The 22,550-nt window shown below is 54.3% G+C and carries 17 protein-coding genes and 1 other RNA gene; 6 read left to right on the top strand and 12 right to left on the bottom strand.

Features of this window, described 5'->3' with window-relative positions; all coding sequences use genetic code 11:
- Nucleotides 1-134 precede the first annotated feature (134 nt).
- Nucleotides 135-1,307 (bottom strand): OmpP1/FadL family transporter, encoded by a 1,173-nt coding sequence (locus HII27_RS14950; protein WP_185668700.1) that lies wholly within the window; start codon nucleotides 1,305-1,307, stop codon nucleotides 135-137.
- 757 nt (nucleotides 1,308-2,064) lie between these two features.
- On the opposite strand from HII27_RS14950, the gene HII27_RS14945 reads away from it, so the two are divergent.
- Complete coding sequence (locus tag HII27_RS14945; RefSeq protein WP_396401389.1) at nucleotides 2,065-3,765, top strand: penicillin-binding transpeptidase domain-containing protein; 1,701 nt, start codon at nucleotides 2,065-2,067, stop codon at nucleotides 3,763-3,765.
- Nucleotides 3,766-3,820: 55 nt separating this feature from the next.
- Here the strand turns inward: HII27_RS14945 and menI are convergent, their stop codons facing one another.
- Together menI and ydiJ are read right to left on the bottom strand one after the other, a co-directional pair.
- Nucleotides 3,821-4,231: a 1,4-dihydroxy-2-naphthoyl-CoA hydrolase gene (gene menI, locus HII27_RS14940; protein WP_185668640.1), complete on the bottom strand. Its 411-nt coding sequence runs from the start codon at nucleotides 4,229-4,231 to the stop codon at nucleotides 3,821-3,823.
- Nucleotides 4,228-7,284, bottom strand: a complete 3,057-nt coding sequence (gene ydiJ / locus HII27_RS14935) for a D-2-hydroxyglutarate dehydrogenase YdiJ (protein WP_185668639.1) — start codon at nucleotides 7,282-7,284, stop codon at nucleotides 4,228-4,230. The genes menI and ydiJ overlap by 4 nt, the downstream gene beginning before the upstream one ends.
- 258 nt (nucleotides 7,285-7,542) lie before the next feature.
- Here ydiJ and ydiK point away from each other — a divergent pair, with 258 nt between their 5' ends.
- Together ydiK and rprA are read left to right on the top strand one after the other, a co-directional pair.
- Nucleotides 7,543-8,664 (top strand): AI-2E family transporter YdiK, encoded by a 1,122-nt coding sequence (ydiK, locus tag HII27_RS14930; RefSeq protein WP_185668638.1) that lies wholly within the window; start codon nucleotides 7,543-7,545, stop codon nucleotides 8,662-8,664.
- A 175-nt stretch (nucleotides 8,665-8,839) separates the two neighbouring features.
- Nucleotides 8,840-8,939, top strand: an RNA gene (gene rprA / locus HII27_RS14925) — antisense sRNA RprA.
- Nucleotides 8,940-8,999: 60 nt separating this feature from the next.
- Here rprA and HII27_RS14920 read toward each other — a convergent pair.
- Complete coding sequence (locus tag HII27_RS14920) at nucleotides 9,000-11,369, bottom strand: glycoside hydrolase family 3 N-terminal domain-containing protein (protein ID WP_185668637.1); 2,370 nt, start codon at nucleotides 11,367-11,369, stop codon at nucleotides 9,000-9,002.
- A gap of 232 nt (nucleotides 11,370-11,601) precedes the next feature.
- Complete coding sequence (gene ppsA / locus HII27_RS14915; protein WP_185668636.1) at nucleotides 11,602-13,980, bottom strand: phosphoenolpyruvate synthase; 2,379 nt, start codon at nucleotides 13,978-13,980, stop codon at nucleotides 11,602-11,604.
- A gap of 329 nt (nucleotides 13,981-14,309) precedes the next feature.
- Between ppsA and ppsR the strand changes: the two genes are divergently transcribed.
- The 3 genes from ppsR (at nucleotide 14,310) to hemP (ending at nucleotide 16,661) form a co-directional block, all read left to right on the top strand.
- On the top strand, nucleotides 14,310-15,143 hold the full coding sequence (gene ppsR, locus HII27_RS14910; RefSeq protein ID WP_185668635.1) for a posphoenolpyruvate synthetase regulatory kinase/phosphorylase PpsR: 834 nt from the start codon (nucleotides 14,310-14,312) through the stop codon (nucleotides 15,141-15,143).
- A 153-nt stretch (nucleotides 15,144-15,296) separates the two neighbouring features.
- Nucleotides 15,297-16,343 carry a 3-deoxy-7-phosphoheptulonate synthase AroH gene (gene aroH, locus HII27_RS14905; protein WP_185668634.1) on the top strand — a complete coding sequence of 349 codons (1,047 nt, stop codon included), beginning with the start codon at nucleotides 15,297-15,299 and terminating at the stop codon, nucleotides 16,341-16,343.
- Between the two features lie 129 nt (nucleotides 16,344-16,472).
- Entirely contained in the window at nucleotides 16,473-16,661 is a 189-nt protein-coding gene (gene hemP / locus HII27_RS14900; protein WP_185668633.1) for a hemin uptake protein HemP, read from the top strand.
- Between the two features lie 31 nt (nucleotides 16,662-16,692).
- Here hemP and selO read toward each other — a convergent pair whose 3' ends face one another.
- From selO to ihfA, 7 genes are all read right to left on the bottom strand, one after another.
- The gene (selO, locus tag HII27_RS14895) at nucleotides 16,693-18,135 is read right to left on the bottom strand and encodes a protein adenylyltransferase SelO (protein ID WP_185668632.1); all 1,443 of its coding nucleotides are present in this window, start codon (nucleotides 18,133-18,135) and stop codon (nucleotides 16,693-16,695) included.
- Between the two features lie 61 nt (nucleotides 18,136-18,196).
- On the bottom strand, nucleotides 18,197-18,910 hold the full coding sequence (locus HII27_RS14890) for an EAL domain-containing protein (RefSeq protein WP_185668631.1): 714 nt from the start codon (nucleotides 18,908-18,910) through the stop codon (nucleotides 18,197-18,199).
- A 280-nt stretch (nucleotides 18,911-19,190) separates the two neighbouring features.
- Nucleotides 19,191-19,655, bottom strand: a complete 465-nt coding sequence (locus HII27_RS14885; protein WP_185668630.1) for an NlpC/P60 family protein — start codon at nucleotides 19,653-19,655, stop codon at nucleotides 19,191-19,193.
- 96 nt (nucleotides 19,656-19,751) lie between these two features.
- Entirely contained in the window at nucleotides 19,752-20,513 is a 762-nt protein-coding gene (gene btuD, locus HII27_RS14880) for a vitamin B12 ABC transporter ATP-binding protein BtuD (RefSeq protein WP_185668629.1), read from the bottom strand.
- On the bottom strand, nucleotides 20,510-21,064 hold the full coding sequence (locus HII27_RS14875; protein ID WP_185668628.1) for a glutathione peroxidase: 555 nt from the start codon (nucleotides 21,062-21,064) through the stop codon (nucleotides 20,510-20,512). Before HII27_RS14875 ends, btuD begins: the two co-directional genes overlap by 4 nt.
- Before the next feature lie 100 nt (nucleotides 21,065-21,164).
- Nucleotides 21,165-22,148: a vitamin B12 ABC transporter permease BtuC gene (gene btuC / locus HII27_RS14870; protein ID WP_185668627.1), complete on the bottom strand. Its 984-nt coding sequence runs from the start codon at nucleotides 22,146-22,148 to the stop codon at nucleotides 21,165-21,167.
- Between the two features lie 99 nt (nucleotides 22,149-22,247).
- Nucleotides 22,248-22,547, bottom strand: coding sequence for an integration host factor subunit alpha (gene ihfA, locus HII27_RS14865; RefSeq protein WP_003030571.1), 300 nt, complete (start codon nucleotides 22,545-22,547; stop codon nucleotides 22,248-22,250).
- Nucleotides 22,548-22,550: the final 3 nt, after the last annotated feature.

Raw genomic sequence — 22,550 nt, 5'->3', positions numbered from 1 at the left:
TTACCTAAGAAGTGGCGCTACAATAGTTTTTTTAGCGTGTGCTGATAATCGATAACTTGTTTATTTCTGGATAAATCGAGCCCCCCGAATTCTGGACACCATCGCGGCTACGGTATGAGAAGCGATTATTCCGCTTAAAATTGGTAGCTATAATTGACGCTCGCAAACCATAGCCACGGGTGGTTGTATTCGCCACCAAATGCCGCTGATTTAACCTGTGAAGACTGCATATGCAGGTATTCCACCGCCACCCCGATATTGCTGGCAGGGGTAATCTGATATTGGGCTCCGGTGGCAAAACGCCACTCGTCGCCGGTCGGTAGGGAAAGCGCGACATCGCTTTGTGATTTGTACGGCGTGCTGTCAAACGCCACCCCAGCATTAACACGCCACTGTTCATCCGGGCGATACTGAACGCCCAATGCCGTATGCCACGTATCCTTCAGTCGGTTGGTTTTATCACTGGATTGTCCGTTAACTGAAATCTGCGGACTACCAAACTGGCTCCAGTCTTGCCAGCCAAGGTCGCCCATCACCGACCATTGTTTATTAACGTCGTGAACAAGACTCATCATTATCTGCTGTGGTGCGCGAACCTGAGCAGCGATCGGCAGGTTATACTCGACGTTTGGCACGTTAGGAAAACGGGCTTTACCATCGATATTAAAGTGATAGTCCGTTTTGCTCGTCCAGGTAATACCGGCTCGTGTTTGATCGGTTAAATCCATCAACAGGCCCAGGCGGTAATTCATCGCCCAATCATGGTCGTTTTGTTTTTCATCATTGCCATCAACGTTTCGCGTCAGTGAAAGCACACCGTAGTTCAGTCCGGTTGCCGCCCCAACAGAAACTTTATCACTTAATTTCCAGGCAATACCGGGGCTGAGCGTCATCGCTACCATGGTACTTTTTTTAATCAGACGATCCCCAGCCCAATTACCAAAATCAATCCCGAGCCCATAGTTGCCGTACAAACCCAGGCCAGCTGAAACCGTGTCGCTTAAACGCTGGGTATAAAACATGCTGGCGTTGGGAAAAAGCTTCATAATATTGCCCGGGCTTTGGCGCCCCGCCGTTTCATCATCCAGAGTGTAGGGAATATTTCCCCCCATTGCCTGCAGTCCGCCGGTGACCATGTGATCCGGTAAACGCGTCATACCTGCGGGGTTAGTCAATAGCGTTGACGCATCCTGAGCACGTGCCGCCTGCCCCGCGCCTGCTAATGCAGTATCTTCCGTGCCAATTTCATAAAAATAGAGCGCACTTGCATGGCTGTACGTTGTAAAAAAAAGACCCGTGATAATAATTGTTTTTTATTCATTTGGTTACCTTGCAACAGAAAGCGTGGATTATCTTTGGTTCTAAAAGAACCTGAATCACGGCATTTAAAGCGTAGAAGTATCGCCGCAATAAGACAAAATAATTATTATTAAACCTAAACCGTATCATAGTGATAGAGAATGAACGCTGTCTTCGCTTGTTTTATCCAGGATTAAATATTGAGAACCGCGTTATATATTTTCACCATAATTTGTTTAATAAAAACAACAGTAAAAGATAAGATAATAATGAGCTTTATTTTTAAATTCGCCTGTCAGTACGACTGCTCATCGCATCAATGATGCTTTCCCTGCGTGGGAAGTTTATGGTTACAAGTTCAGCACAGCCGTTATGGTGAAAAGACAACCATGCCCTCTGGTTCAACCTGCATGATAGCTGAAGCAACATTAGCCAACTAAGCCGGATAATTCCGATAACATCCCGGTTTCGAGCGAAATAACCATACAGTCAGTAACGATAAAAACCACCATCGGATGGTTTTTCTGTCGCTATCATTCGCTATATCCCATCTAACGTCCCCTAACTGGCTCAGGATAATATCCCTTTCATGTTGAAATAATCTGTTAACTTAATGACTTGTTATCAATGACGTTCCCTGTAAACTGATTATTCAGCTCGTCTGGTAAATGGATATTTGCATCGCATCATTGTGGTCACGATTAAACCGCTGACCGCCTAGCATTTAATTAAAAAAATAAAAATTCATGTGGTTTAATGTTACAAATGAAAACAAAATCAACAGAAAAGCAAAATAAAGACTCATTTATTACATCTCGTTACATAATACTCTGTCTGGGTATTCTGTTTTGCCTTGCTGTTTTACTGGTGCGAGTGGCGGATCTGCAATTTTTAAATCACCCGATGCTGACGCGCGAGGCCGATCAACGTTCGCTGCGTACCGTGGTGCTGCCAACAAACCGTGGAACGCTGGTAGACCGGAACGGTGAAGCACTGGCGATGAGCGTACCTTCGCGCGATGTGGTGGTCGATCCGGTAAAAGTGGTTGAGGATAGCCCTAATTTCCGCGATCCCAAATGGCAGTACCTCGCCTCGGCGTTAAATACCACGCCAGACCAAATTGCGAGCAAAATTTATCAGAACGCGCACCGTCACTTTCTTTTTCTCGGTCGCAAAGTTGAGCTCGGTATCGCCAAAGATGTTGCTGACCTCCATATAAAAGGCATCAGCGAAATTTACGACGACAGCCGCTTCTATCCAATGGGTGAAGCCTCCGCCCCCTTAATTGGCATTGTCGGCGCGGATAATACCGGCCTGAACGGGGTGGAAAAAGGCTACGACAATATTCTGCAGGGTGAGCCGGGAAAAGAAATTTACCGTAAGGATGCCAATGGCGGCATTATCAGCGTATTAAATTACGATGCGCCAAAACAGGCACCGACGGTGCAACTCAGTATCGATAAATTCGATCAGTACACGCTTTATAGCAAACTGCGCGACGGCGTCCTGCTGAATAAGGCCGATTCCGGCGCGGCGGTATTGGTCAAAATTGATACCGGCGAAATCCTCGCGATGGCCTCTTACCCTTCTTACAACCCGAATAACTTTGATAACGCCACCCAGACGCAGATGCGCGATGTGGCGATCAACGACAGCTTTGAACCGGGCTCTACGGTGAAACCGCTGGTGATTATTGAAGGGCTGGAACGCAATATCATCCAGCCTAATACGCTGCTGAACACCACGCCGTATAGCGTGAATGGGCATCTGATCCGTGACGTTGGTCATTGGCCTCAGCTCACGCCAACCGGTATTCTGCAAAAATCGAGCGATATTGGTGTATCCCACATTGCCCTGGCGATGCCGGCGCAGGCGTTGGTCGACACCTATCAGGCATTTGGCCTCGGTAAACCAACCGATCTTGGCCTGAGCGGCGAAAGCGTGGGCTACTTCCCGCTCCACCGCCAGCAGTGGGCGGACATTGAACGTGCCACCTTCTCATTCGGCTATGGTCTCCGCGTCACGCCGCTGCAAATTGCCCGAGAATACGCCACGATGGGCTCCTATGGCGTCTATCGCCCGTTGTCGATAACCAAAGTCACGCCGCCGGTGATGGGCCAGCAGGTTGCCGATCCGAACATTGTCAAAACCGTGGTCCATATGATGGAGAGCGACGTGCTGCCCGGCGGCAGCGGCGTGAGAGCGGCCGTGCCTGGCTATAGACTGGCGACCAAAACCGGTACGGCAGAGAAACTGGGCGACAGCGGTAAATACGATGGCGGCTACGTGAACTACACCGCGGGCGTCGCACCGGTCAGCCATCCTGAAGTGGCGCTGGTGGTGGTCGTGAACAATCCAACCGCAGGCACCCACTTTGGTGGCTCGGTGGCAGCGCCTATCTTTGGCAATATCATGGGGCCAGTGCTGAAGAATATGAATATCGCGCCGGATGCGCTGTTGCAGTAATGAGGCAGGAAACGGTATGGCTCCCCGGAATGGGTAGCCATACCGGCCGGTTAGACTAGACGACGGCGGTGGTTAAGCGCGACGAGCAGCATAAACGACCTTGCTCATCAAAAATTTCAATCTGCCAGACCTGATGACGACGACCGGCGTGCAGCGCTTTGCATACGCCGCGTACGCGCCCGCTGCGGGCCGAACGAATATGGTTGGCGTTCACTTCCAACCCTACCACCCGATCTTCCCCTTCGGTGCACAGATAGCCCGCCACCGAACCCAGCGTTTCCGCCAGCACCACTGAAGCACCGCCGTGCAACAGCCCAAACGGCTGGTGCGTACGGTGATCCACCGGCATCGTCGCCGCAATCGAATCGCCATCGATATGGTCAAACTGAATATCCAGCAGCCCCACCATATTGCCTTCACCCATCGCATTGAGGGCTTCGAGCGTTGTTTGTCGTTTCCAGATCATCCCATCATCTCCAGCAGCGCTTGCAGTGGATGGCGCACGCCGTTACCTTCCACACGTTTCACCTGGCTTCGACAAGAGTAGCCGGTCGCCAGGCAGCGATTACGGGGAAGCTTTTGCATCGCCTGATGCCAGGAAAGCTCGTAAATGCCCAGTGAATTGGCGTGGTTTTTGACTTCATGTCCATAGGTTCCGGCCATACCGCAGCAGCCTACGCTGACGTTCTCAAGCTTCGCGCCGAAATGGGCAAAGATTGAAGCCCACTGCTTAGGCGCGGTTGGCAGCGCCGTCACCTCGGTGCAGTGACCAAACAGATACCAGGGTTCACCGGACGGCAGCGCATTTTCTTTGCGCTCCAGCACCTGCGGTAGCCATTCGTGCACCAGCATGACGTTGAAGTCACCGCGCTTATCACCAAGCACCTGCTTGTACTCATCGCGATAGCAAAGCACCAGCGCTGGGTCGACCCCGACCATCGGCATATCCAATTCCGCCACACGGTTGAGGTAATCAGCGGTTTTTTGCGCCGTCTTCGTAAAGCGGCTGACGAAGCCTTTAATATGTTGTGCCTTGCCGTTCGGCGAGAACGGCAGCAGCACCGGCTGGAAGCCCAGTTTTTCAACCAGACGGACAAAGTCTGCCACCACCTGCGCATCGTAGTAGCTGGTGAACGGATCCTGCACCACCAGCACGGTCTGCGCTTTTTGTTCAGGCGCCAGCGACTCCAGTTGTTCAAGCGTCATATTTGCCGAACGGTGGGTCACCATCTGTTTTTGCAGCGACGGTACCGAAAGCAGCGGCAGATCGATCATGCCGATATGCTTTTCCGACAGCTTACGTACCAGCGGCTGGCTCATAAAGAAGTTGAAGGTTTTCGGCGCGCGTGCCATCAGCGGCGCATAGCTTTCAACCGTTGCCACCAGGTGATCGCGCACCGGGCGCAGGTAGCGGGTGTGGTAGAGCTGCAGGAAGCGAGAGCGGAACTCCGGCACATCAATTTTTATCGGACACTGAGTGGAACAGGCTTTACAGGCCAGACAGCCGGACATCGCCTCTTTCACTTCATGCGAGAAATCGTATTCCCCTTTGCGGGCATGCCAGCTATTGCGCGTCCGTTCGATCATCGAGCGCAGGCTGGCGCGTTTCTCCGGCAGCTCTTTTTCCAGCAGCAGCGGGTCTACGCCACGATCCGCCAGCAAACGCAGCCATTCACGCACCAGCGTCGCGCGGCCTTTCGGCGAATGCATACGGTTGTTGGTGATTTTCATCGACGGACACATCGGGCTTTTGGCATCAAAGTTGAAGCACAGGCCGTTGCCGTTGCACTCCATCGCCCCGCGCCATGCCGAACGAACCGTCACCGGGATTTGGCGATCGTAGGTGCCGCGTTTTACCGCATCCACCTTCATCATTGGCGAATCCACGCCTTCCGGCGGGCAGATTTTCCCTGGATTCAGGCGGTTATCCGGGTCAAAAGCCGCTTTTACTTTGCGCAGTTCGCCGTAAAGCTGTTCGCCAAAGAACGCTGGGCTGTACTCGGCGCGGAAACCTTTGCCGTGCTCGCCCCATAACAGGCCACCGTACTTCGCGGTCAGCGCGACCACATCGTCGGAGATCTGTTTCATTAAGATCTCCTGCTGCGGGTCGCACATATCCAGCGCCGGGCGCACGTGCAGCACGCCAGCATCGACGTGGCCGAACATGCCGTAGCTCAGGCCGTGGCTATCGAGCAGCGCGCGGAATTCAACAATATAGTCCGCCAGATGTTCCGGCGGCACACAGGTATCTTCCGCAAACGGAATCGGCTTGGCGGCCCCTTTAGCGTTGCCGAGCAGTCCGACCGCTTTTTTACGCATCGCGTAAATACGCTCGATGCCGTCCAGCTCGTTACAGCGCTGCCAGCCGATAACGCCCGCTTCCTGCTGGGCAATCAACTCGTCCAGCCGCTGGCAAAGCGCCGACACCTGACCTTCAATCAGCGCGTCGTCGTCACCCGCGAACTCGACGATATTCAGCCCCAGCATCTCTTTGTCCGGCACGTCGGTAATCAGTTCATTCACCGAGTGCCAGACAATATCTTCCCGCGCCAGGTTTAGCACCTTTGAGTCCACCGTTTCAACGGACAGCGCACGCGCTTCGACCATGAACGGCGCGTTACGCAGTGCAGAATCAAAGGAGTCATATTTGATATTGACCAGTCGGCGCACCTTCGGCAGCGGCGTGATGTCCAGCCGCGCTTCAGTGATAAAGGCCAGTGTGCCTTCTGAGCCCGTCAACACGCGCGTCAGGTCAAACTGGGTCATCTCGTCATTAAAGACGTGGCGCAGGTCGTAGCCCGTGAGGAAGCGGTTCAGTTTCGGGAATTTATCGATAATCAGCTGACGGTTTTCCCGACAGCGTTCATAAACGGTTCGGTAGATACGCCCCGCCGCCGACTGTTCTTTCGCCAGCGTTTCGGCCAGCGCCACCGGCACCGGCTGGGTATCAAGAATATCGCCGCCCAACAGCACGGCGCGCACGCCTAGTACATGGTCAGACGTTTTACCGTACACCAGCGAACCCTGCCCGGAGGCATCGGTATTAATCATCCCGCCCAGCGTTGCGCGGTTACTGGTCGACAGCTCAGGGGCGAAAAAATAACCATGAGGTTTTAAATACTGGTTAAGCTGATCTTTAATGACTCCCGCTTCAACGCGCACCCACCCCTCTTCCGGGTTGATCTCAATAATGCGGTTCATGTAGCGAGACATGTCAATAATGATGCCCTGATTCAGCGCCTGGCCGTTGGTGCCAGTACCGCCGCCGCGCGGGGTGAAAATCAGGGACTGGAAGCGCTCTTCTGCCGCTAAACGGGCCAGAAGCGCAACGTCTGCGGTCGAACGCGGGAAGATCACCGCATCGGGAAGAAGCTGGTAGATACTGTTATCGGTCGCCATCGTCAGCCTGTCGGCATAGCGGGTGGCGGTGTCGCCGGTAAAGCCTTGTTGCTCCAGTGCTTGCAAATAATTCAGCACCAGCTGAACTACGCCAGGTGCTTGGGAAATCTGTGGGATCATTACTTGTGACCCTTTCTGAATGTTGTGTTGTACGCACAAAATCTTGCCGGTTTACGCGAGGCAACAAGCGGCAAAGATGATGTGTAGAGAGTTATTAATCGTTTGCGTCGTGCAGTTATTCTTTTATCACATTTTTTTCTTATACGCCCGGTAGATTTTGTCGCAGAATCAGCGCCGGGAATTTATTGATATTATTATCAATGAACGGATTTACGCTGCGTCAACACGCTGACAAGCAACTGAAGGTAAAACTCATTTATGAACACGAATCCTCGGCCTCGTGATATTCCACAAATACTGCTATCCGTGCTGTTTTTGGCACTGATGATCATCGCCTGTTTATGGATAGTTCAGCCGTTTATTCTGGGCTTCGCCTGGGCATCGACTATCGTTATTGCCACCTGGCCGGTCCTGCTCTGGTTCCAGCGCAAACTTTTTGGCCGCCGTTCTTTGGCCGTACTGGTCATGACGCTGCTGCTTTTTTTACTGTTCGTTATCCCCATCGCGCTGCTGGTTAACAGCCTGGTTGATGGATCCACGCCGTTGGTGCACGCCATTACCAGCGGTACGCTGAGCCTGCCCGATCTGGCCTGGCTGAACAGCATTCCCTTTGTGGGTGCCAAACTCTACAGTGGCTGGCACAGCCTGCTGGATATGGGCGGCAGTGCGCTGATGGCGAAAGTTCGCCCGTATATCGGCACCACGACCACCTGGTTTGTCGGTCAAGCCGCGCACGTCGGACGATTCCTGATGCACAGCACCCTGATGCTGCTGTTCAGCGCCCTGCTGTACTGGCAAGGTGAAAAGGTGGCGTTTGGTATGCGCTACTTCGCAACCCGTCTGGCGGCAAAACGCGGCGATGCGGCGGTGCTGCTGGCGGGCCAGGCGATTCGCGCCGTGGCGCTGGGCGTGGTCGTCACCGCACTGACGCAGGCGGTGCTTGGCGGCATCGGCCTCGGTATCTCTGGCGTGCCGTACGCTACGCTGCTGACGGTGGTGATGATCTTCTCCTGCCTGGTGCAGTTGGGGCCGTTGATCGTGCTGGTTCCGTGCATTATCTGGCTTTACTGGACGGGTGATACCACCTGGGGCACGGTGCTGCTGGTCTGGAGTTGTGTGGTTGGGACGATGGATAACGTGATTCGCCCGATGCTAATCCGTATGGGTGCTGACCTGCCGATGATTCTGATCCTCTCCGGCGTTATCGGCGGCCTGGTCGCATTCGGCATGATCGGCCTGTTCATTGGCCCGGTGCTGCTGGCCGTCTCCTGGCGTCTGTTTGATGCCTGGCTGCACGAAGTGCCGCCGCCGTCACGAGACCCGGATCAGGTTCTGGAAGAGCTGGCCGAGCTTGAGCAGAATAACTATCCAAAACCGTAAGGTAAAAAAGGCGGGGCAACCCGCCTTATACTTAAGCAAAATTCACCGTTACCCCTTCTTGCCCAGCGCCTTTCCTTCGCTTCCTGCGACATGCTACGGAAATTATTCACATTTCTTTAACTATTGAGACGAATCTGATCGACGCTAAAACCGGGCATGGCCTAGTATAAGTTCCAAGGTACTAGATCAACCCCTTGATTTATATATCCCCTGAGAGAAACACCGAATTGCTGTGTGTAGTCTTTGCCCAACTCCCACGTTGGGCTTTTTTTTGTCTGTCATCTGGCAAAATTCCGGCGTCAGCGCCCTACACCGACTCCGGGAATAAGAGGAAATTAACGTACTTCGCAGCGGCTCATCATGCGCCAGTCAAATGGCAGCATGCGAGTTTCACCCGTCACCTGCACCGTTGCTCGCCCATGAATCTGCGCGCACGAGCTGCCCAACTGCAGTTCGAACTCACCGGGCTCAACAATGCGCTGACCGTCGTAGCTAGTGAAATTCAGCATATCAACCGGCACGGTGAAGGTGAGCGTGGCCTGTTCATTCGGTGACAACGTCACACGCTGGAAGGCTTTTAACTCCTGTAATGGACGCACCATTGAGGCAACCTTGTCCCGCACGTACAGCTGAACCACTTCGCTGCCGCTGTGCTCGCCGTTATTTTTAACCGTGACGCTAAGGGTAATTTCACCGTCGATAGCGACCTGGTTTTGCAGTAACTGCGGCGTGCCGTAGCTAAATTCGCCCCAGCCCTTACCATAGCCAAACGGGTACAGCGCGCCGAAGTGGAAGGCAAACGGCGTGCCGCCGCTTTTCAGCTTGTGGTTATAGTAAAACGGCATCGCTCCTGCACTTTTCGGTACACTGACCACCAGACGCCCTTGCGGTTCGGCACGACCGGTTAAGACATCGGCAACAGCCCAGCCACCTTCCTGACCCGGCGCCCAGGCCAGCAGTAAGGCCGCCACTTTGGATTCTAACCCCTGAAGGTTGTATGGCCGACCGCCGGTCATCACCACAATTACCGGTTTACCGGTATCCACCAGCGCCTGCAGCAATTGTTGCTGCACGCCCGGCAGGTTCAGGCTGTCGGTATCGGAACCTTCCCCGACGGTGCCACTCTGGAATAGCCCGGCCAGATCGCCCACGCAGGCCACCACCACATCGCTCGCCTGTGCGGCACATACCGCCTCCGGGATCAGACTCAGATCGTGCGAAACTGGAGATGACTGCATCGGTTTACCGGAGCTATCACCTGGGAAGACCGGTGCACCGGCCATACGCTGCTCAATGATATGGCAGCCTTTAGCAAAGCGGACGTGGTCATCCCCCAGATAATGGCGCAGTGCCGCCAGCGGCGTAGTAACCTGTGAGGTTTTCTCCATCATGTCGCTGATGATCAGATGCACCGGGAAGCTGTAACCGCTTAACAGCGCCAGCGGATCATCCGCCGTCGGGCCCACTACCGCCAGCGTCGGTTTACCGGTCAGCGGTAGCGCCTGACGATTTTCCAGCAGCGTCATGGAACGCGTAGCGACTTCGCGCGCCACCTTCCGGGTGGCATCAGACTGCAGCGAAATGGCGTCTTCATCGGTATACGGATGCTCAAACAGGCCGAGACGGAATTTCTCCGTCAGAGTACGCGCCACAATCTCATCGATTTTCTCCGGCGTCATCAACCCGCGAGCGACCGCCTCCGCCAGATGACGCGCACAGTCGTCTTTTGGCAGTTCAACGTCCAGCCCGGCGTTGAATGCCAGCGCCGCCGATTCCGCCGCATCCTGCGCAACGCCGTGATGCTGATGCAGCAGGCTCACCCCGCCGTAATCCGCCACCACAATGCCGTCAAAGCCCCAGCGCTCACGCAGAACGGTGGTCAGCAGGAAGCTGTCACTGTGGCCCGGTTGATTATCAATATCATGATAGGCCGGCATCACCGAACCAGCATTGGCCTGCTTGACCGCCATTTCAAACGGCAGCAGGAAGCTATCGTTCAGTTCACGAAAACCCAGATGTACCGGCGCATGGTTACGCGCCCCTTCGCTAAACGAGTGACCAACGTAGTGCTTCAGCGTCGCCAGCACGTCTCGCTTTTCGCCCTGCAGGCCCTCAACATAGGCACACGCCATCACCCCCACCAGCCACGGGTCTTCGCCAAAGGTCTCTTCCGTGCGTCCCCAACGAACGTCGCGGGAGACATCAAGCACCGGGGCGAGCCCCTGCTTGCAGCCGGTAGAGCGCGCTTCTTCGCCGATTTGCTGGGCGGCACGCTTAACCAGTTCCGCATCCCAGGTGGATCCATAGTTCAGCGAGGACGGGAACAGCGTCGCGTCTTTACACAGCAACCCAACCAGGCACTCTTCGTGGAACAGCGCAGGAATACCCAGCCGCGTCTCTTCCATCATCATTTTTTGCAGCCGGTTAGCCGCCCGAACGCCAGTTTTGGCATCCACAATATGGGTGCCCAGCGGGCGGGTGATTTGCCCGACGCCGAGTTTTAAACGCTCGTGCAGCGACGTCTGCTCGCTGACGCCAGCAAACTCATCGCTCATATCCGTTCTTTCACGGTGATTGCCGTCTTCCGATAGCACCAGCCACCAGGCGTGCATCTGGGCATATTTTTCTTCGGGGGTCATGCGCGCCAGTAAGTCTGCCACGCGTTCCTGAATCGGGCGCTGAGGGTCTTTATAAATCGGGGTCATAGCCGTTCTCCTGAGTCGCTGATAAGTACCCGAAATCATTGGCTAATGATGAGGGGTAAGCACACGGTGTTAACATTTGCGAATCAGTATTCAGAAGTGATGCGTGGGGAACAATTGTAGAAATTGCCAGCAGATTTATGATTTTTGGTTTTCTTACCGGAGTGTGATCCGCCGCAACCCTATAGGCAAAAAAATCCCGGGACGATGCCCGGGATTTTAGTACGTGATAGCGTTACTTTTTCAGTTCAGCCAGGCTCAGCCAGGTCTGTACGACGGTGTCCGGGTTCAGCGACAGGCTGTCGATTCCCTCTTCCATCAGCCAGGCGGCAAAGTCTTCGTGGTCAGAAGGACCCTGACCGCAAATACCGACATATTTCCCCTGCTTCTTCGCAGCGCGAATCGCCATCGACAGCAGCGCTTTCACCGCGTCGTTGCGTTCGTCGAACAGCGCAGAGACAACGCCGGAGTCACGGTCAAGACCCAGCGCCAGCTGCGTCATGTCGTTTGAGCCGATGGAGAAGCCGTCAAAGTGCTCAAGGAACTGGTCCGCCAACAGGGCGTTAGACGGGATCTCACACATCATGATGATTTTGAGTCCGTTCTCACCGCGTTTCAGCCCCTGACGCGCCAGTTCGTCCACTACCGCTTTCGCCTGCTCCACGGTACGCACGAACGGCACCATGATCTCAACGTTAGTCAGCCCCATGTCGTTACGCACGCGCTTCACCGCATCGCACTCCAGCGCGAAGCAGTCGCGGAAGCTATCGGAAACGTAGCGACCAGCGCCACGGAAGCCCAGCATCGGATTCTCTTCTTCCGGCTCGTAACGCTCGCCGCCCACCAGGTTGGCGTATTCGTTCGATTTGAAGTCAGAGAGACGGACGATAACGCGTTTCGGGTAGAACGCCGCACCCAGTGTCGCGATCCCTTCGGTCAGACGGCCTACGTAAAACTCTTTCGGCGAGTCGAAGCCTTTCATCATCTCGCGGATTTCGTTTTGCAGCTTAGGCTCCTGGTCATCAAACTCCAGCAGCGCACGTGGGTGCACGCCGATCATACGGTTGATGATGAACTCCAGGCGCGCTAGACCGACGCCCTCGTTCGGCAGGCAGGCAAAGTCGAACGCACGGTCAGGGTTACCGACGTTCATCATAATCTTCAGCGGCAGATCCGGCATGGTATCAACGCTGGAGCTTTTCACGCTGAAGTCCAGCAGGTCGGCGTAGACGTAGCCAGTGTCGCCTTCGGCGCAGGAGACGGTGACTTTCTCATCATCCTTCATGCGCTCGGTGGCGTCACCGCAGCCCACCACCGCTGGAATACCCAGTTCACGGGCGATAATCGCCGCGTGACAGGTACGACCGCCACGGTTGGTAACAATCGCCGCCGCTTTTTTCATGATCGGTTCCCAATCCGGGTCGGTCATGTCGGTGACCAACACATCGCCAGGCTGGATACGGTTCATTTCGCTGATATCGTGAATGACTTTCACCGGGCCTGCACCGATGCGATGACCGATGGCACGGCCTTCAGAGACAATACGCCCCTGGGAGTGCAGCGTGTAACGTTCCATCACCTGACCACGGGAACGCACGGTTTCCGGGCGAGCCTGAACGATAAACAGTTTGCCGGTGTGACCGTCTTTTGCCCACTCGATGTCCATTGGACGACCGTAGTGTTTCTCGATCTGCACGGCCTGCTTCGCCAGTTCCTGCACTTCATCGTTGGTCAGTGAGAAAATGTCACCCTGCTGCTGCGGCACATCTTCAATACGTACCTGCTTACCGTGCTCCTGCGTAGGCGCGTAAACCATACGGATCTTTTTCGACCCCATGGTACGGCGCACAATTGCCGGGCGGCCTGCGGCCAGCGTCGGTTTGTGGACGTAGAATTCATCGGGGTTGACCGCGCCCTGTACGACCATCTCACCTAAGCCCCACGCAGAGGTGATAAATACCACCTGATCAAAGCCGGATTCAGTATCAATAGAGAACATCACACCAGAAGACGCGAGGTCAGAACGTACCATCAGCTGAACGCCAGCAGAGAGCGCGACGCCGCGGTGGTCGTAACCCTGGTGAACGCGGTAGGAGATGGCACGGTCGTTGAACAGCGAAGCAAACACGTGCTTCACCGCCACCAGCACCGCTTCATAGCCCTGGACGTTAAGGAAGGTTTCCTGCTGACCGGCGAAGGACGCATCCGGCATGTCTTCCGCAGTGGCTGAGGAGCGCACGGCAAAAGAGGCGTTGGCGTTGTCGGCAGCCAGTTGGTTGTAGGCTTCGTGAATAGCCTGTTCCAGTTCGCTCTGGAAAGGTGTGTCGATGATCCACTGGCGGATCTGCGCGCCGGCTTTCGCCAGGGCGGTAACGTCGTCAATATCGGTGTTATCCAACAGTTGATAGATCTGCTGGTTCACGCCGCTCTGGTCGAGAAACTGATTAAACGCATCGGCAGTGGTGGCAAATCCGTTGGGTACAGAAACACCCATTCCGGACAGATTCGTAATCATTTCACCCAAGGAGGCATTTTTGCCTCCAACTCTGTCTACATCATTCATGCCGAGTTGGTTGTACCAAAGCACCAGCGGTGACGAGCCATTGTTGGACATCGAACAATCCTTTTTTGATTAAAGAAGCAGTGATAAGTAACGACTGACTACTTAAATTATCCTCGCATATTTAAACGGCTGAAAAAAACGGTGAATCGTGTAAGCAAATTATTTTTTTACTTTTTCGGATTGATTCCAGGTTATTCATAACCTACTGATTCAGCTAAAAAGGCACAGCAACCAGCGGTCTATTGGTAGCTTTTGGAAATTGAAACGGCCATTTCATTAAAAATAAAAATACGGTTTCATTTTTAAATTTAAGACAAATACCACGGGCTTGTGTTTAAATTTAATTTACCCTTTCAGGCAATTAATGGGAGTCAAGCAATATGGATAACGCAGTCGACAGGCAGGTGTTTTATATTTCTGACGGTACCGCCATCACGGCGGAAGTCCTCGGCCATGCGGTGATGTCGCAGTTTCCGGTGGCGATTAACAGCATCACCCTGCCGTTTATCGAAAGCGAGAGTCGTGCCAGGGCGGTAAAGGAGCAGATTGACGCTATCTACCAGCAAACCGGTATTCGCCCGCTGGTCTTCTATTCCATCGTTATTCCCGAAATTCGTGACATTATTCTGCAATGTGAAGGGTTTTGTCAGGACATCGTTCAGGCGCTGGTGGCGCCATTGCAGGAAGAACTGAAGCTTGACCCGACGCCTATCGCCCATCGCACCCATGGCTTAACGCCTAGTAACCTGACCAAGTACGACGCCCGTATTGCCGCCATTGATTACACGCTGGCGCACGACGACGGTATCTCGCTGCGCAATCTCGACCAGGCGCAGGTTATTCTGCTTGGCGTGTCGCGCTGTGGAAAAACCCCTACCAGCCTATACCTGGCAATGCAGTTTGGTATCCGCGCCGCCAACTACCCGTTTATTGCCGACGACATGGATAACCTCGTGCTGCCCGCGTCGCTCAAGCCGCTGCAGCATAAACTCTTCGGGCTGACCATCAACCCTGAACGCCTGGCAGCCATCCGCGAGGAGCGCCGGGAAAATAGCCGCTATGCGTCAATGCGCCAGTGCCGAATGGAAGTCGCCGAGGTTGAGGCGCTGTACCGCCGACATCAGATCCCGTGGCTGAACAGCACCAACTATTCGGTTGAAGAAATTGCCACTAAAATCATGGACATCATGGGATTAAGCCGCAGAATGTACTAATACACTAGTACAATGCATCGAATTTGTTTATCATAGCAGTGTGATTGAGCGCACATTACGCGCCGCCCTTGAATTTAGCGGGGATTGGTTTATCGTGATGTGCATCACTTCCCAGCATATTGACTGGCGAAGCAACAAATTTCTGAGATATCCATGAATAAGACCGATGAACTGCGTACCGCTCGCATTGAGAGCTTGATTACGCCTGCTGAACTTGCTCAGCGCCACCCTGTATCAGCGGACGTTGCTGCGCACGTTACCGCTTCACGCCGTCGCATTGAAAAAATCCTCAACGGCGAAGATCGCCGTCTGCTGGCGATTGTCGGCCCTTGTTCCATTCACGACCTCGATGCTGCAATGGATTACGCTCGCCGTTTACAGGTGCTGCGTGAAAAACATCAGGGCGAACTCGAAATCGTGATGCGCACCTATTTTGAAAAACCGCGCACCGTAGTTGGTTGGAAAGGACTGATCTCCGACCCGGATCTAAACGGCAGCTACCGCGTGAATCACGGCATTGAGCAGGCACGCAAATTACTGCTGCAGGTGAATACCCTCGGCGTGCCGACGGCAACCGAGTTCCTCGATATGGTGACCGGTCAGTTTATCGCCGATCTCATCAGCTGGGGCGCTATTGGTGCTCGTACCACGGAAAGTCAGATCCACCGCGAGATGGCCTCTGCGCTCTCCTGCCCGGTCGGCTTTAAAAACGGCACCGACGGCAACACGCGGATCGCGGTGGATGCCATTCGCGCCTCCCGCGCCAGCCACATGTTCCTGTCGCCAGACAAAAATGGCCAGATGACCATTTACCAGACCAGCGGCAACCCGTACGGGCATATCATCATGCGCGGTGGCAAAAAGCCGAACTACCACGCCGACGATATTGCCGCAGCCTGCGATACGCTGCACGAATTCGACCTGCCCGAGCATCTGGTCGTCGATTTCAGCCACGGTAACTGTCAGAAACAGCACCGCCGTCAGCTGGAAGTGTGCGATGACATCTGTCAGCAGATCCGCAACGGCTCCTCGGCGATTGCCGGGATCATGGCCGAAAGCTTCCTGCGCGAAGGCACGCAGAAAATCGTTGCCGACCAACCGCTGACCTACGGTCAATCGATCACCGACCCTTGCCTGAGCTGGGAAGATACCGAACTGCTGCTGGAAAAACTGGCTGCAGCCGTCGCCACCCGCCTGTAGTCTCCCCCGCCCGCTGTTTTACAGCGGGCAATAAATCCCTTATCACACAAAATGATAAATAACGCTTGCGGTTAATATAACGATTACTGATAATGGTTATCATTGTTACATTGATTTTCATTATGAAAAATGTCGCTAATGGATACGTGCGCAGCAGTGGAACCGCAAAAGGATAACACCCCTCGTCCTCTCCCTAACGATCGTCGGATTGATAGCCTTGCGCTATTAGGTCAGGAAGGTCGAGTCATCATCGAACACGGTGAACAGCAATATTTACTGCGCCAGACTCAGGCGGGAAAACTCATTTTGACGAAATAGCTGCGCCACCACCGGCAGCGCAGCGTATTGATTAACTTGAACAGCTCACTTCCAGCCGTTTACCCCAGTCCGGCGGACGGCGGCTATAGTCATCTTCACGGTCGCTCCACGGATCGCGAAGCGCTTCATGCAGACGGTGCAACTCTTGATAATCGCCCTTTTCGGCCTGTTCAATGGCGCGCTGTGCCAGCCAGTTACGCAGGACAACGGTAGGATTCGCCTGCTTCATCGCCCGTTGGCGCAGGGCATCATCAACCTGCTCCTGCTGCAAGCGCGTGCGATACTGTGTAAACCACGCATCAAAGGCTGCGCGGTCAATAAACTCGTCGCGCAGCGGTGAAGCAGCGTTCTGTTGCTCGGTTTCGCTCAGCATACGGAAGGTTCGCGTGTAGTCACTGCCCTCACGTTCCATCAGCGCGTACAGCCCGTTTAGCAGATCATTATCGCCGTTCTCTTCGCTGAAGAGTCCAAGCTTCTGACGCATCCGCTGACCGTATTCCCGGAACAGCACCGACTGATAGCTATCCAGCGCCGCATTGAGCGTATCCACGTCAATGAGCGGCGACAGCGCCTGCGCCAGGCACTGCAGGTTCCACAGACCAACCGCAGGTTGATTATCAAAGCGATAGCGTCCCTGGTGATCCGAGTGGTTACAGATGTACCCCGGCTGGTAATCATCAAGGAAGCCGAACGGACCGTAGTCCAGCGTCAAGCCGAGAATCGACATATTGTCAGTGTTCATCACCCCGTGGGCGAAGCCGACCGTTTGCCAGCGGGCAATCATGCGGGCAGTACGGGCGACTACGTCCTTGAACCACAAACCATAGCAGTCCGGCTCATCCTGTAAATGTGGCCAGTGGTGGCGAACGGTGTATTCCGCCAGCTGACGAACGCGGTCCATCTCCCGGCGATAGTAGAAATGCTCGAAGTGGCCAAAGCGAATGTGGCTTTCGGCGATACGCATCAGCATCGCGCCAGACTCTACGGTTTCACGATAAACCGGCGTGTCACTGGTGACGATCGCTAGCGCACGGGTGCCCGGGATGCCCAGGTAGTGCATCGCTTCAGAGGCCAGACTCTCCCGCAGCGTGGAGCGTAATACCGCGCGCCCATCCCCCATTCGTGAATAGGGCGTCAGCCCGGCGCCTTTCAGGTGCCAGTCAACCGTTTTATCGTTTTCCAGCTGTTGCTCACCGAGCAGGATCCCCCGACCATCGCCTAGCTGACCGGCCCAGACGCCAAACTGGTGCCCGCTATAGACCTGCGCCAGCGGCGACATGCCCGGCAAGAGCGTTTCACCGCCCCAGACGCCAGCTCCGTGTTCAGGGGCAAATAGAGAATCAGGAACAGCGAGTTCGTGCGCCAAAGGCGCGTTATGCCAGATGAGACGGGCATTGGTTAACGGCGTCGGCTGTAGCGCACTGTAAAATCCCGGCAGCTCATCGCGCCAGCGAGTGTTAAATGACAGGTTCATGGTTCCTCCTGCCCGTAGTGTATTGGGTTACGGTACGTTAAACACCCGAGGAAACGCAGGGTTATTGTTGCACTAATGTTATTAATGAAGATTCCGATACCACCGGCCACAGCGTACCGAGCATCGCGCTAAATCCATAAGGAATAACGCGCTGGCGGATATTTTCATCATCAACACCTGACACCATAATTCCCTGACAGTAAGGCTGAATCTGGCTCACAATGGCACGCATAAACGGCTCAAAAGAGAGTGATTTCAGCTGACGCTGCACAAAGCTCTTATCCAGCACGATGCGTTTGAATAGCCCGGCAAAAACGGCCTTCGTGGACGCATTTCCTGCGCCAAAGTCGCTGAGTGCGAGCGGAAAACGTTGGCTCAAGCGGGTGAGCGGATGGTTTTCATCAATATCATTCAGACCTGGATACTGCTCACTAACGGCCAGTTCAAGAAAAGGTAAACGCTGAACGCTGGCGGCCAGTTCATCGTCGCTGAGTAGTGCTTCAACCACGCCCGGCGGGATCATTATCCATGCGGTTAAATTATGCTGCATAAAGAACAGCTGACAGGTGGTCAGCAAGGCTAGTTTTTCCTGAAACAACGTTATTTCTTGTTGTTGAGTAAGACGGGGTAACACCAGACTTGTAGGAATTCGGACGTGGTTATTAAGGCCTGTAAACTGGCACACCACCTTCAGACCAACAAGTTGCCCCTCGCTATTTCGGGCGGGAAGAAAATACAACTGAGAAGTATATGTATTATCCAGCGATACAATCATTGCGACTGCCCTTCACTTAAAGCCATGTCCGGGTTCCTGACGTCACAAAGCAAAAAACCTGCGGTGATGGAGACGGTATCTATTCCTTTCATCGGTTCCTTTTTATTTCATCAATCCGTCACTGGATCGTAATGATTGTAATCGAAAGTAATGGAATAACACAATCAACCTTAAGTTCTATGATCTTGCCTAACAAAATTATGAATATAGCAGGCTACTTATTATAAATTTCACAACCTATTAAAAGAAAAGGAGGCATTTCGCCTCCTTTTCTTTTTGATTAAATTCGCCTGGCTTGCCAGAAATTTTTTCGCCAGTAGACGTTATCCAGCGAGGACCGCGTCACGCCCTGGCTGGTCGAAGCGTGAATAAACTGGTTATCGGTATCGTAAATACCAACGTGTAGCCCACTTTCACCCGCTCCGGTTTTGAAAAAGACCAGATCACCGGGTAACAGATCGCCTTTGTCTATCTCAGTACCAATCTTCGCCTGTTGCCGCGTCTCCCTCGGCAGCTGCATTTCAAACTTATCGCGGAAAGTCATCAGCACAAACGCCGAGCAGTCCACACCACGGCGAGTCATGCCTCCGTAGCGATAAGGCGTACCGTGCCAGTTTTGTAGCTGGTCATTAAGACCGGCAATCACGGCAATAGAATCCGAAAGTCGGGGATTCGGCGGCGGCGCACGGTGGCTGCTACACCCTGCTAAAATGAATGCCACAAGAAAAAGAGTCCAGAAACGCATATCCAGCGCATCCTCTGTTTTTTTAATCAGCTAACAAATTATATCGATTCGCGATCGGCTGGCAAGCAATGCCTATAGCGGCAAGAAGAGTATGGATTAATTTTCGCCGTCATTGTCATAAATGAGCATTTGGTGACCAGCTATTTCCAGTTTCTGGAAAGTCATATTATAAGCGGCGGCTAAATAATCAGTCTGCAATACGCTTTCAGTTTCGCCACTGGCAATCATCTGCCCTTCACATAATAACCATGTGCGGTCAGCATGGCGCAGCGTGTAGTTAAGATCATGGCTGCTCATCACCACGGCGACGCCCGCAGCACACAACTCCACCAGCAGCTTATCCAGCGCCGCCTGCTGGGCAACATCGAGGCTGTTCATCGGTTCATCCAGTAATAATAACTGACCGTCCGGGTTGGCTGCGGGATGAATCTGTAATATCACCGCCGCTAGCCGTACGCGCTGCCACTCCCCACCGGAGAGCTGGCTGACATTACGGCCCAGCTTATTACTTAATCCCAGCGCCTGCGCCACGTGAGCAGACAAAGGAGCGTCCTGGGTATGAGATTGATGCAGCATCAGAAACTGCCAGACCGGCATAGCGAACGGTGCAGACTGGTGTTGGGAAAGATAGGCGCGATGGCGAGCCAACTGCGCTGCAGGCCAGTCATCCAATGACTGACCGTTGAGCGTTATCACCCCTTTCCCCCGACTGAGCCCGGCCATTCTCGTCAGCAACGTGCTTTTCCCGGCACCGTTTGGCCCCACCAGATGCACCATTTCACCGCGCTTAACGTCGGCGGTAATACCCTGGAGTCTGCCGTTTTCACTGACGTTCTGAAGCTGCATCAAGGGCATCATGACTGCGCGAGAGCCTGCTTAATGGCTGAGGTCAGAATAGGATCGTCAGGCGTCATATCAGGAGAGAAACGGTTAATCACCTCACCATCGCGACCAATTAAAAACTTCTCAAAGTTCCACAGGATATCGCCGGGCTGGGCGGGCGCGCGGCCTTTGCTCGCCATACGCTCGTAGAAACCGCTGCCTTCTGGCGCAATGGCGTCTGGCGCTGCGCGCGTCAGCAGGCTATAGAGCGGATGGCGCTGCTCGCCGTTCACCTCAACTTTGCTAAACAGCGGGAAAGTCACGCCGTAAGTAGTGCTGCAAAAGGTTTTGATCTCTTCTTCGCTGCCCGGCTCCTGGCCCAGGAATTGATTACATGGGAAGCCCAGCACGGTAAAGCCTTCCCCCTGCAAAGACTCCTGCAGCGCTTCCAGCTGCTCATACTGCGGCGTCAGGCCACATTTCGAGGCCACGTTAACGATCAGCAGCACCTTGCCCTTATAGCCTTCAAGGGTGGTTTTTTCACCATCAATGGTGGTCACGGGGGTATTCAGAACATTGGTTTGCATAGCATCCTCTTTTCAGCGTGTTTGGGGTCTTATCGCCCGGCCTTTCATAATAGCCAGAGACGCGGGCGCGACACCAAGGCTTTTTAGCCAGGATGTTAATTCAGTATTTACCCGATTTAAGCAGCAGCCAGATAAACACCGGTGCGCCCAGGGTGGCCGTGACCACGCCAATCGGTAACTCAGCGGCGGACAGCGCAAGACGCGCCACGATATCGGCAAACAGCAGCGTGCTGGCCCCAGCCAGTGCGCTGGCTGGCAGCAGCACCCGGTGGTCAGTCAGGCCACACAGGCGCAGCATATGCGGCACCACCAGCCCGATAAAGCCGATAGCGCCTGCCAGCGCCACGCTGACGCCCACCAGCCAGCCGGTCGCCATCACCAGCAGTTTACGCCACAACGCGATAGGTACCCCAAGCTGGCGCGCGGAGGTTTCACCCAGCGCTAACAGGTTTAGCGGCTGCGATTGCCAACAAAGCCAGATGATGACCGGAACCAGCGCCGCCATCAGCCAGAGCTGCTGCCAGTCAACGCCGCCAAAACCGCCCATCATCCAGTACATCAACTGACGCAGATCGAACGAGGTTGAGAAATAGACGGCCCAGGTCATCAGTGCACTACAGATAATCCCCAGTGCGACCCCAGCCAGCAGCAGGCGGCTGGTCGATAAGTGTCGGCGAGCAAAGCGCATCAGAATCGTGGTGATGGTCAGCGCACCAACGATGGCCGCCAGCCCTGGCCCCCAGGCCGGTAACAGCCCTTGCCCCAGCATCACCGCGGCAATCAGCCCTACACCTGCCCCATTTGAAACTCCAAGTAGACCTGGCTCAGCCAACGGGTTCTCAAACAGCGCCTGCATCACGGTCCCTGACAACGCCAGCGCAGCGCCCACCAGCACCACCGCCAGCGTACGCGGCAGGCGGATTTGCCAGATAAAGAGCTGCCCTTTCGCCGTGAACCACTCACCAGGTGCAATCCATTGGTCGCCCGCACACAGGCCGATAGCCAGCATAAACAGGAGAAGAAGCGACAGTGCGATGAGCCAGCGCCGGTGAAGCCGCTGCTGTTGGGATGCATAGACCTGCATAGTTATCCGTAAGCTCGTAGAGAAGCGTTTGATTTTACGGTGGTTACGCCACCAGGAAAAGAAAAAGGCCGCATGCGCGGCCTTTTTAGTTAGTTCAGATTACTCTTCTTTGGGTGTTGCGTTTTCGACCCGGCTTTTTAACTTCTGTCCTGGTCTGAAGGTCACCACACGCCGGGCTGTAATGGGAATATCTTCACCCGTTTTAGGGTTACGTCCCGGGCGTTGGTTTTTGTCACGCAAATCAAAGTTACCAAAACCGGAGAGTTTTACCTGCTCACCGTTTTCAAGAGCGCGACGGATCTCTTCGAAAAACAGCTCAACCAGTTCTTTGGCATCCCGCTTGCTAAGCCCAAGCTTATCAAACAGATATTCTGACATTTCAGCTTTTGTAAGCGCCATAGG

The organism is Kluyvera sichuanensis (genome assembly GCF_014218705.1).
Classification (GTDB): domain Bacteria; phylum Pseudomonadota; class Gammaproteobacteria; order Enterobacterales; family Enterobacteriaceae; genus Kluyvera; species Kluyvera sichuanensis.
The sequence above is the reverse complement of the archived record's forward strand: the minus strand, read 5'-3'. Positions and strand labels throughout refer to the sequence as shown.

Excerpts from the sequence above, each read along its gene's own strand:
- HII27_RS14920 (WP_185668637.1), bottom strand. The coding sequence starts at position 11,369 with ATGACCCCGATTTATAAAGACCCTCAGCGCCCGATTCAGGAACGCGTG.
- HII27_RS14875 (WP_185668628.1), bottom strand. The coding sequence starts at position 21,064 with ATGCAAACCAATGTTCTGAATACCCCCGTGACCACCATTGATGGTGAA.
- ydiJ (WP_185668639.1), bottom strand. The coding sequence starts at position 7,284 with ATGATCCCACAGATTTCCCAAGCACCTGGCGTAGTTCAGCTGGTGCTG.
- ihfA (WP_003030571.1), bottom strand. The coding sequence starts at position 22,547 with ATGGCGCTTACAAAAGCTGAAATGTCAGAATATCTGTTTGATAAGCTT.
- selO (WP_185668632.1), bottom strand. The coding sequence starts at position 18,135 with ATGAACCTGTCATTTAACACTCGCTGGCGCGATGAGCTGCCGGGATTT.
- HII27_RS14890 (WP_185668631.1), bottom strand. The coding sequence starts at position 18,910 with ATGATTGTATCGCTGGATAATACATATACTTCTCAGTTGTATTTTCTT.
- HII27_RS14885 (WP_185668630.1), bottom strand. The coding sequence starts at position 19,655 with ATGCGTTTCTGGACTCTTTTTCTTGTGGCATTCATTTTAGCAGGGTGT.
- ydiK (WP_185668638.1), top strand. The coding sequence starts at position 7,543 with ATGAACACGAATCCTCGGCCTCGTGATATTCCACAAATACTGCTATCC.
- hemP (WP_185668633.1), top strand. The coding sequence starts at position 16,473 with ATGTCGCTAATGGATACGTGCGCAGCAGTGGAACCGCAAAAGGATAAC.
- btuC (WP_185668627.1), bottom strand. The coding sequence starts at position 22,148 with ATGCAGGTCTATGCATCCCAACAGCAGCGGCTTCACCGGCGCTGGCTC.
- HII27_RS14945 (WP_396401389.1), top strand. The coding sequence starts at position 2,065 with ATGAAAACAAAATCAACAGAAAAGCAAAATAAAGACTCATTTATTACA.
- aroH (WP_185668634.1), top strand. The coding sequence starts at position 15,297 with ATGAATAAGACCGATGAACTGCGTACCGCTCGCATTGAGAGCTTGATT.
- ppsA (WP_185668636.1), bottom strand. The coding sequence starts at position 13,980 with ATGTCCAACAATGGCTCGTCACCGCTGGTGCTTTGGTACAACCAACTC.
- btuD (WP_185668629.1), bottom strand. The coding sequence starts at position 20,513 with ATGATGCCCTTGATGCAGCTTCAGAACGTCAGTGAAAACGGCAGACTC.
- menI (WP_185668640.1), bottom strand. The coding sequence starts at position 4,231 with ATGATCTGGAAACGACAAACAACGCTCGAAGCCCTCAATGCGATGGGT.
- ppsR (WP_185668635.1), top strand. The coding sequence starts at position 14,310 with ATGGATAACGCAGTCGACAGGCAGGTGTTTTATATTTCTGACGGTACC.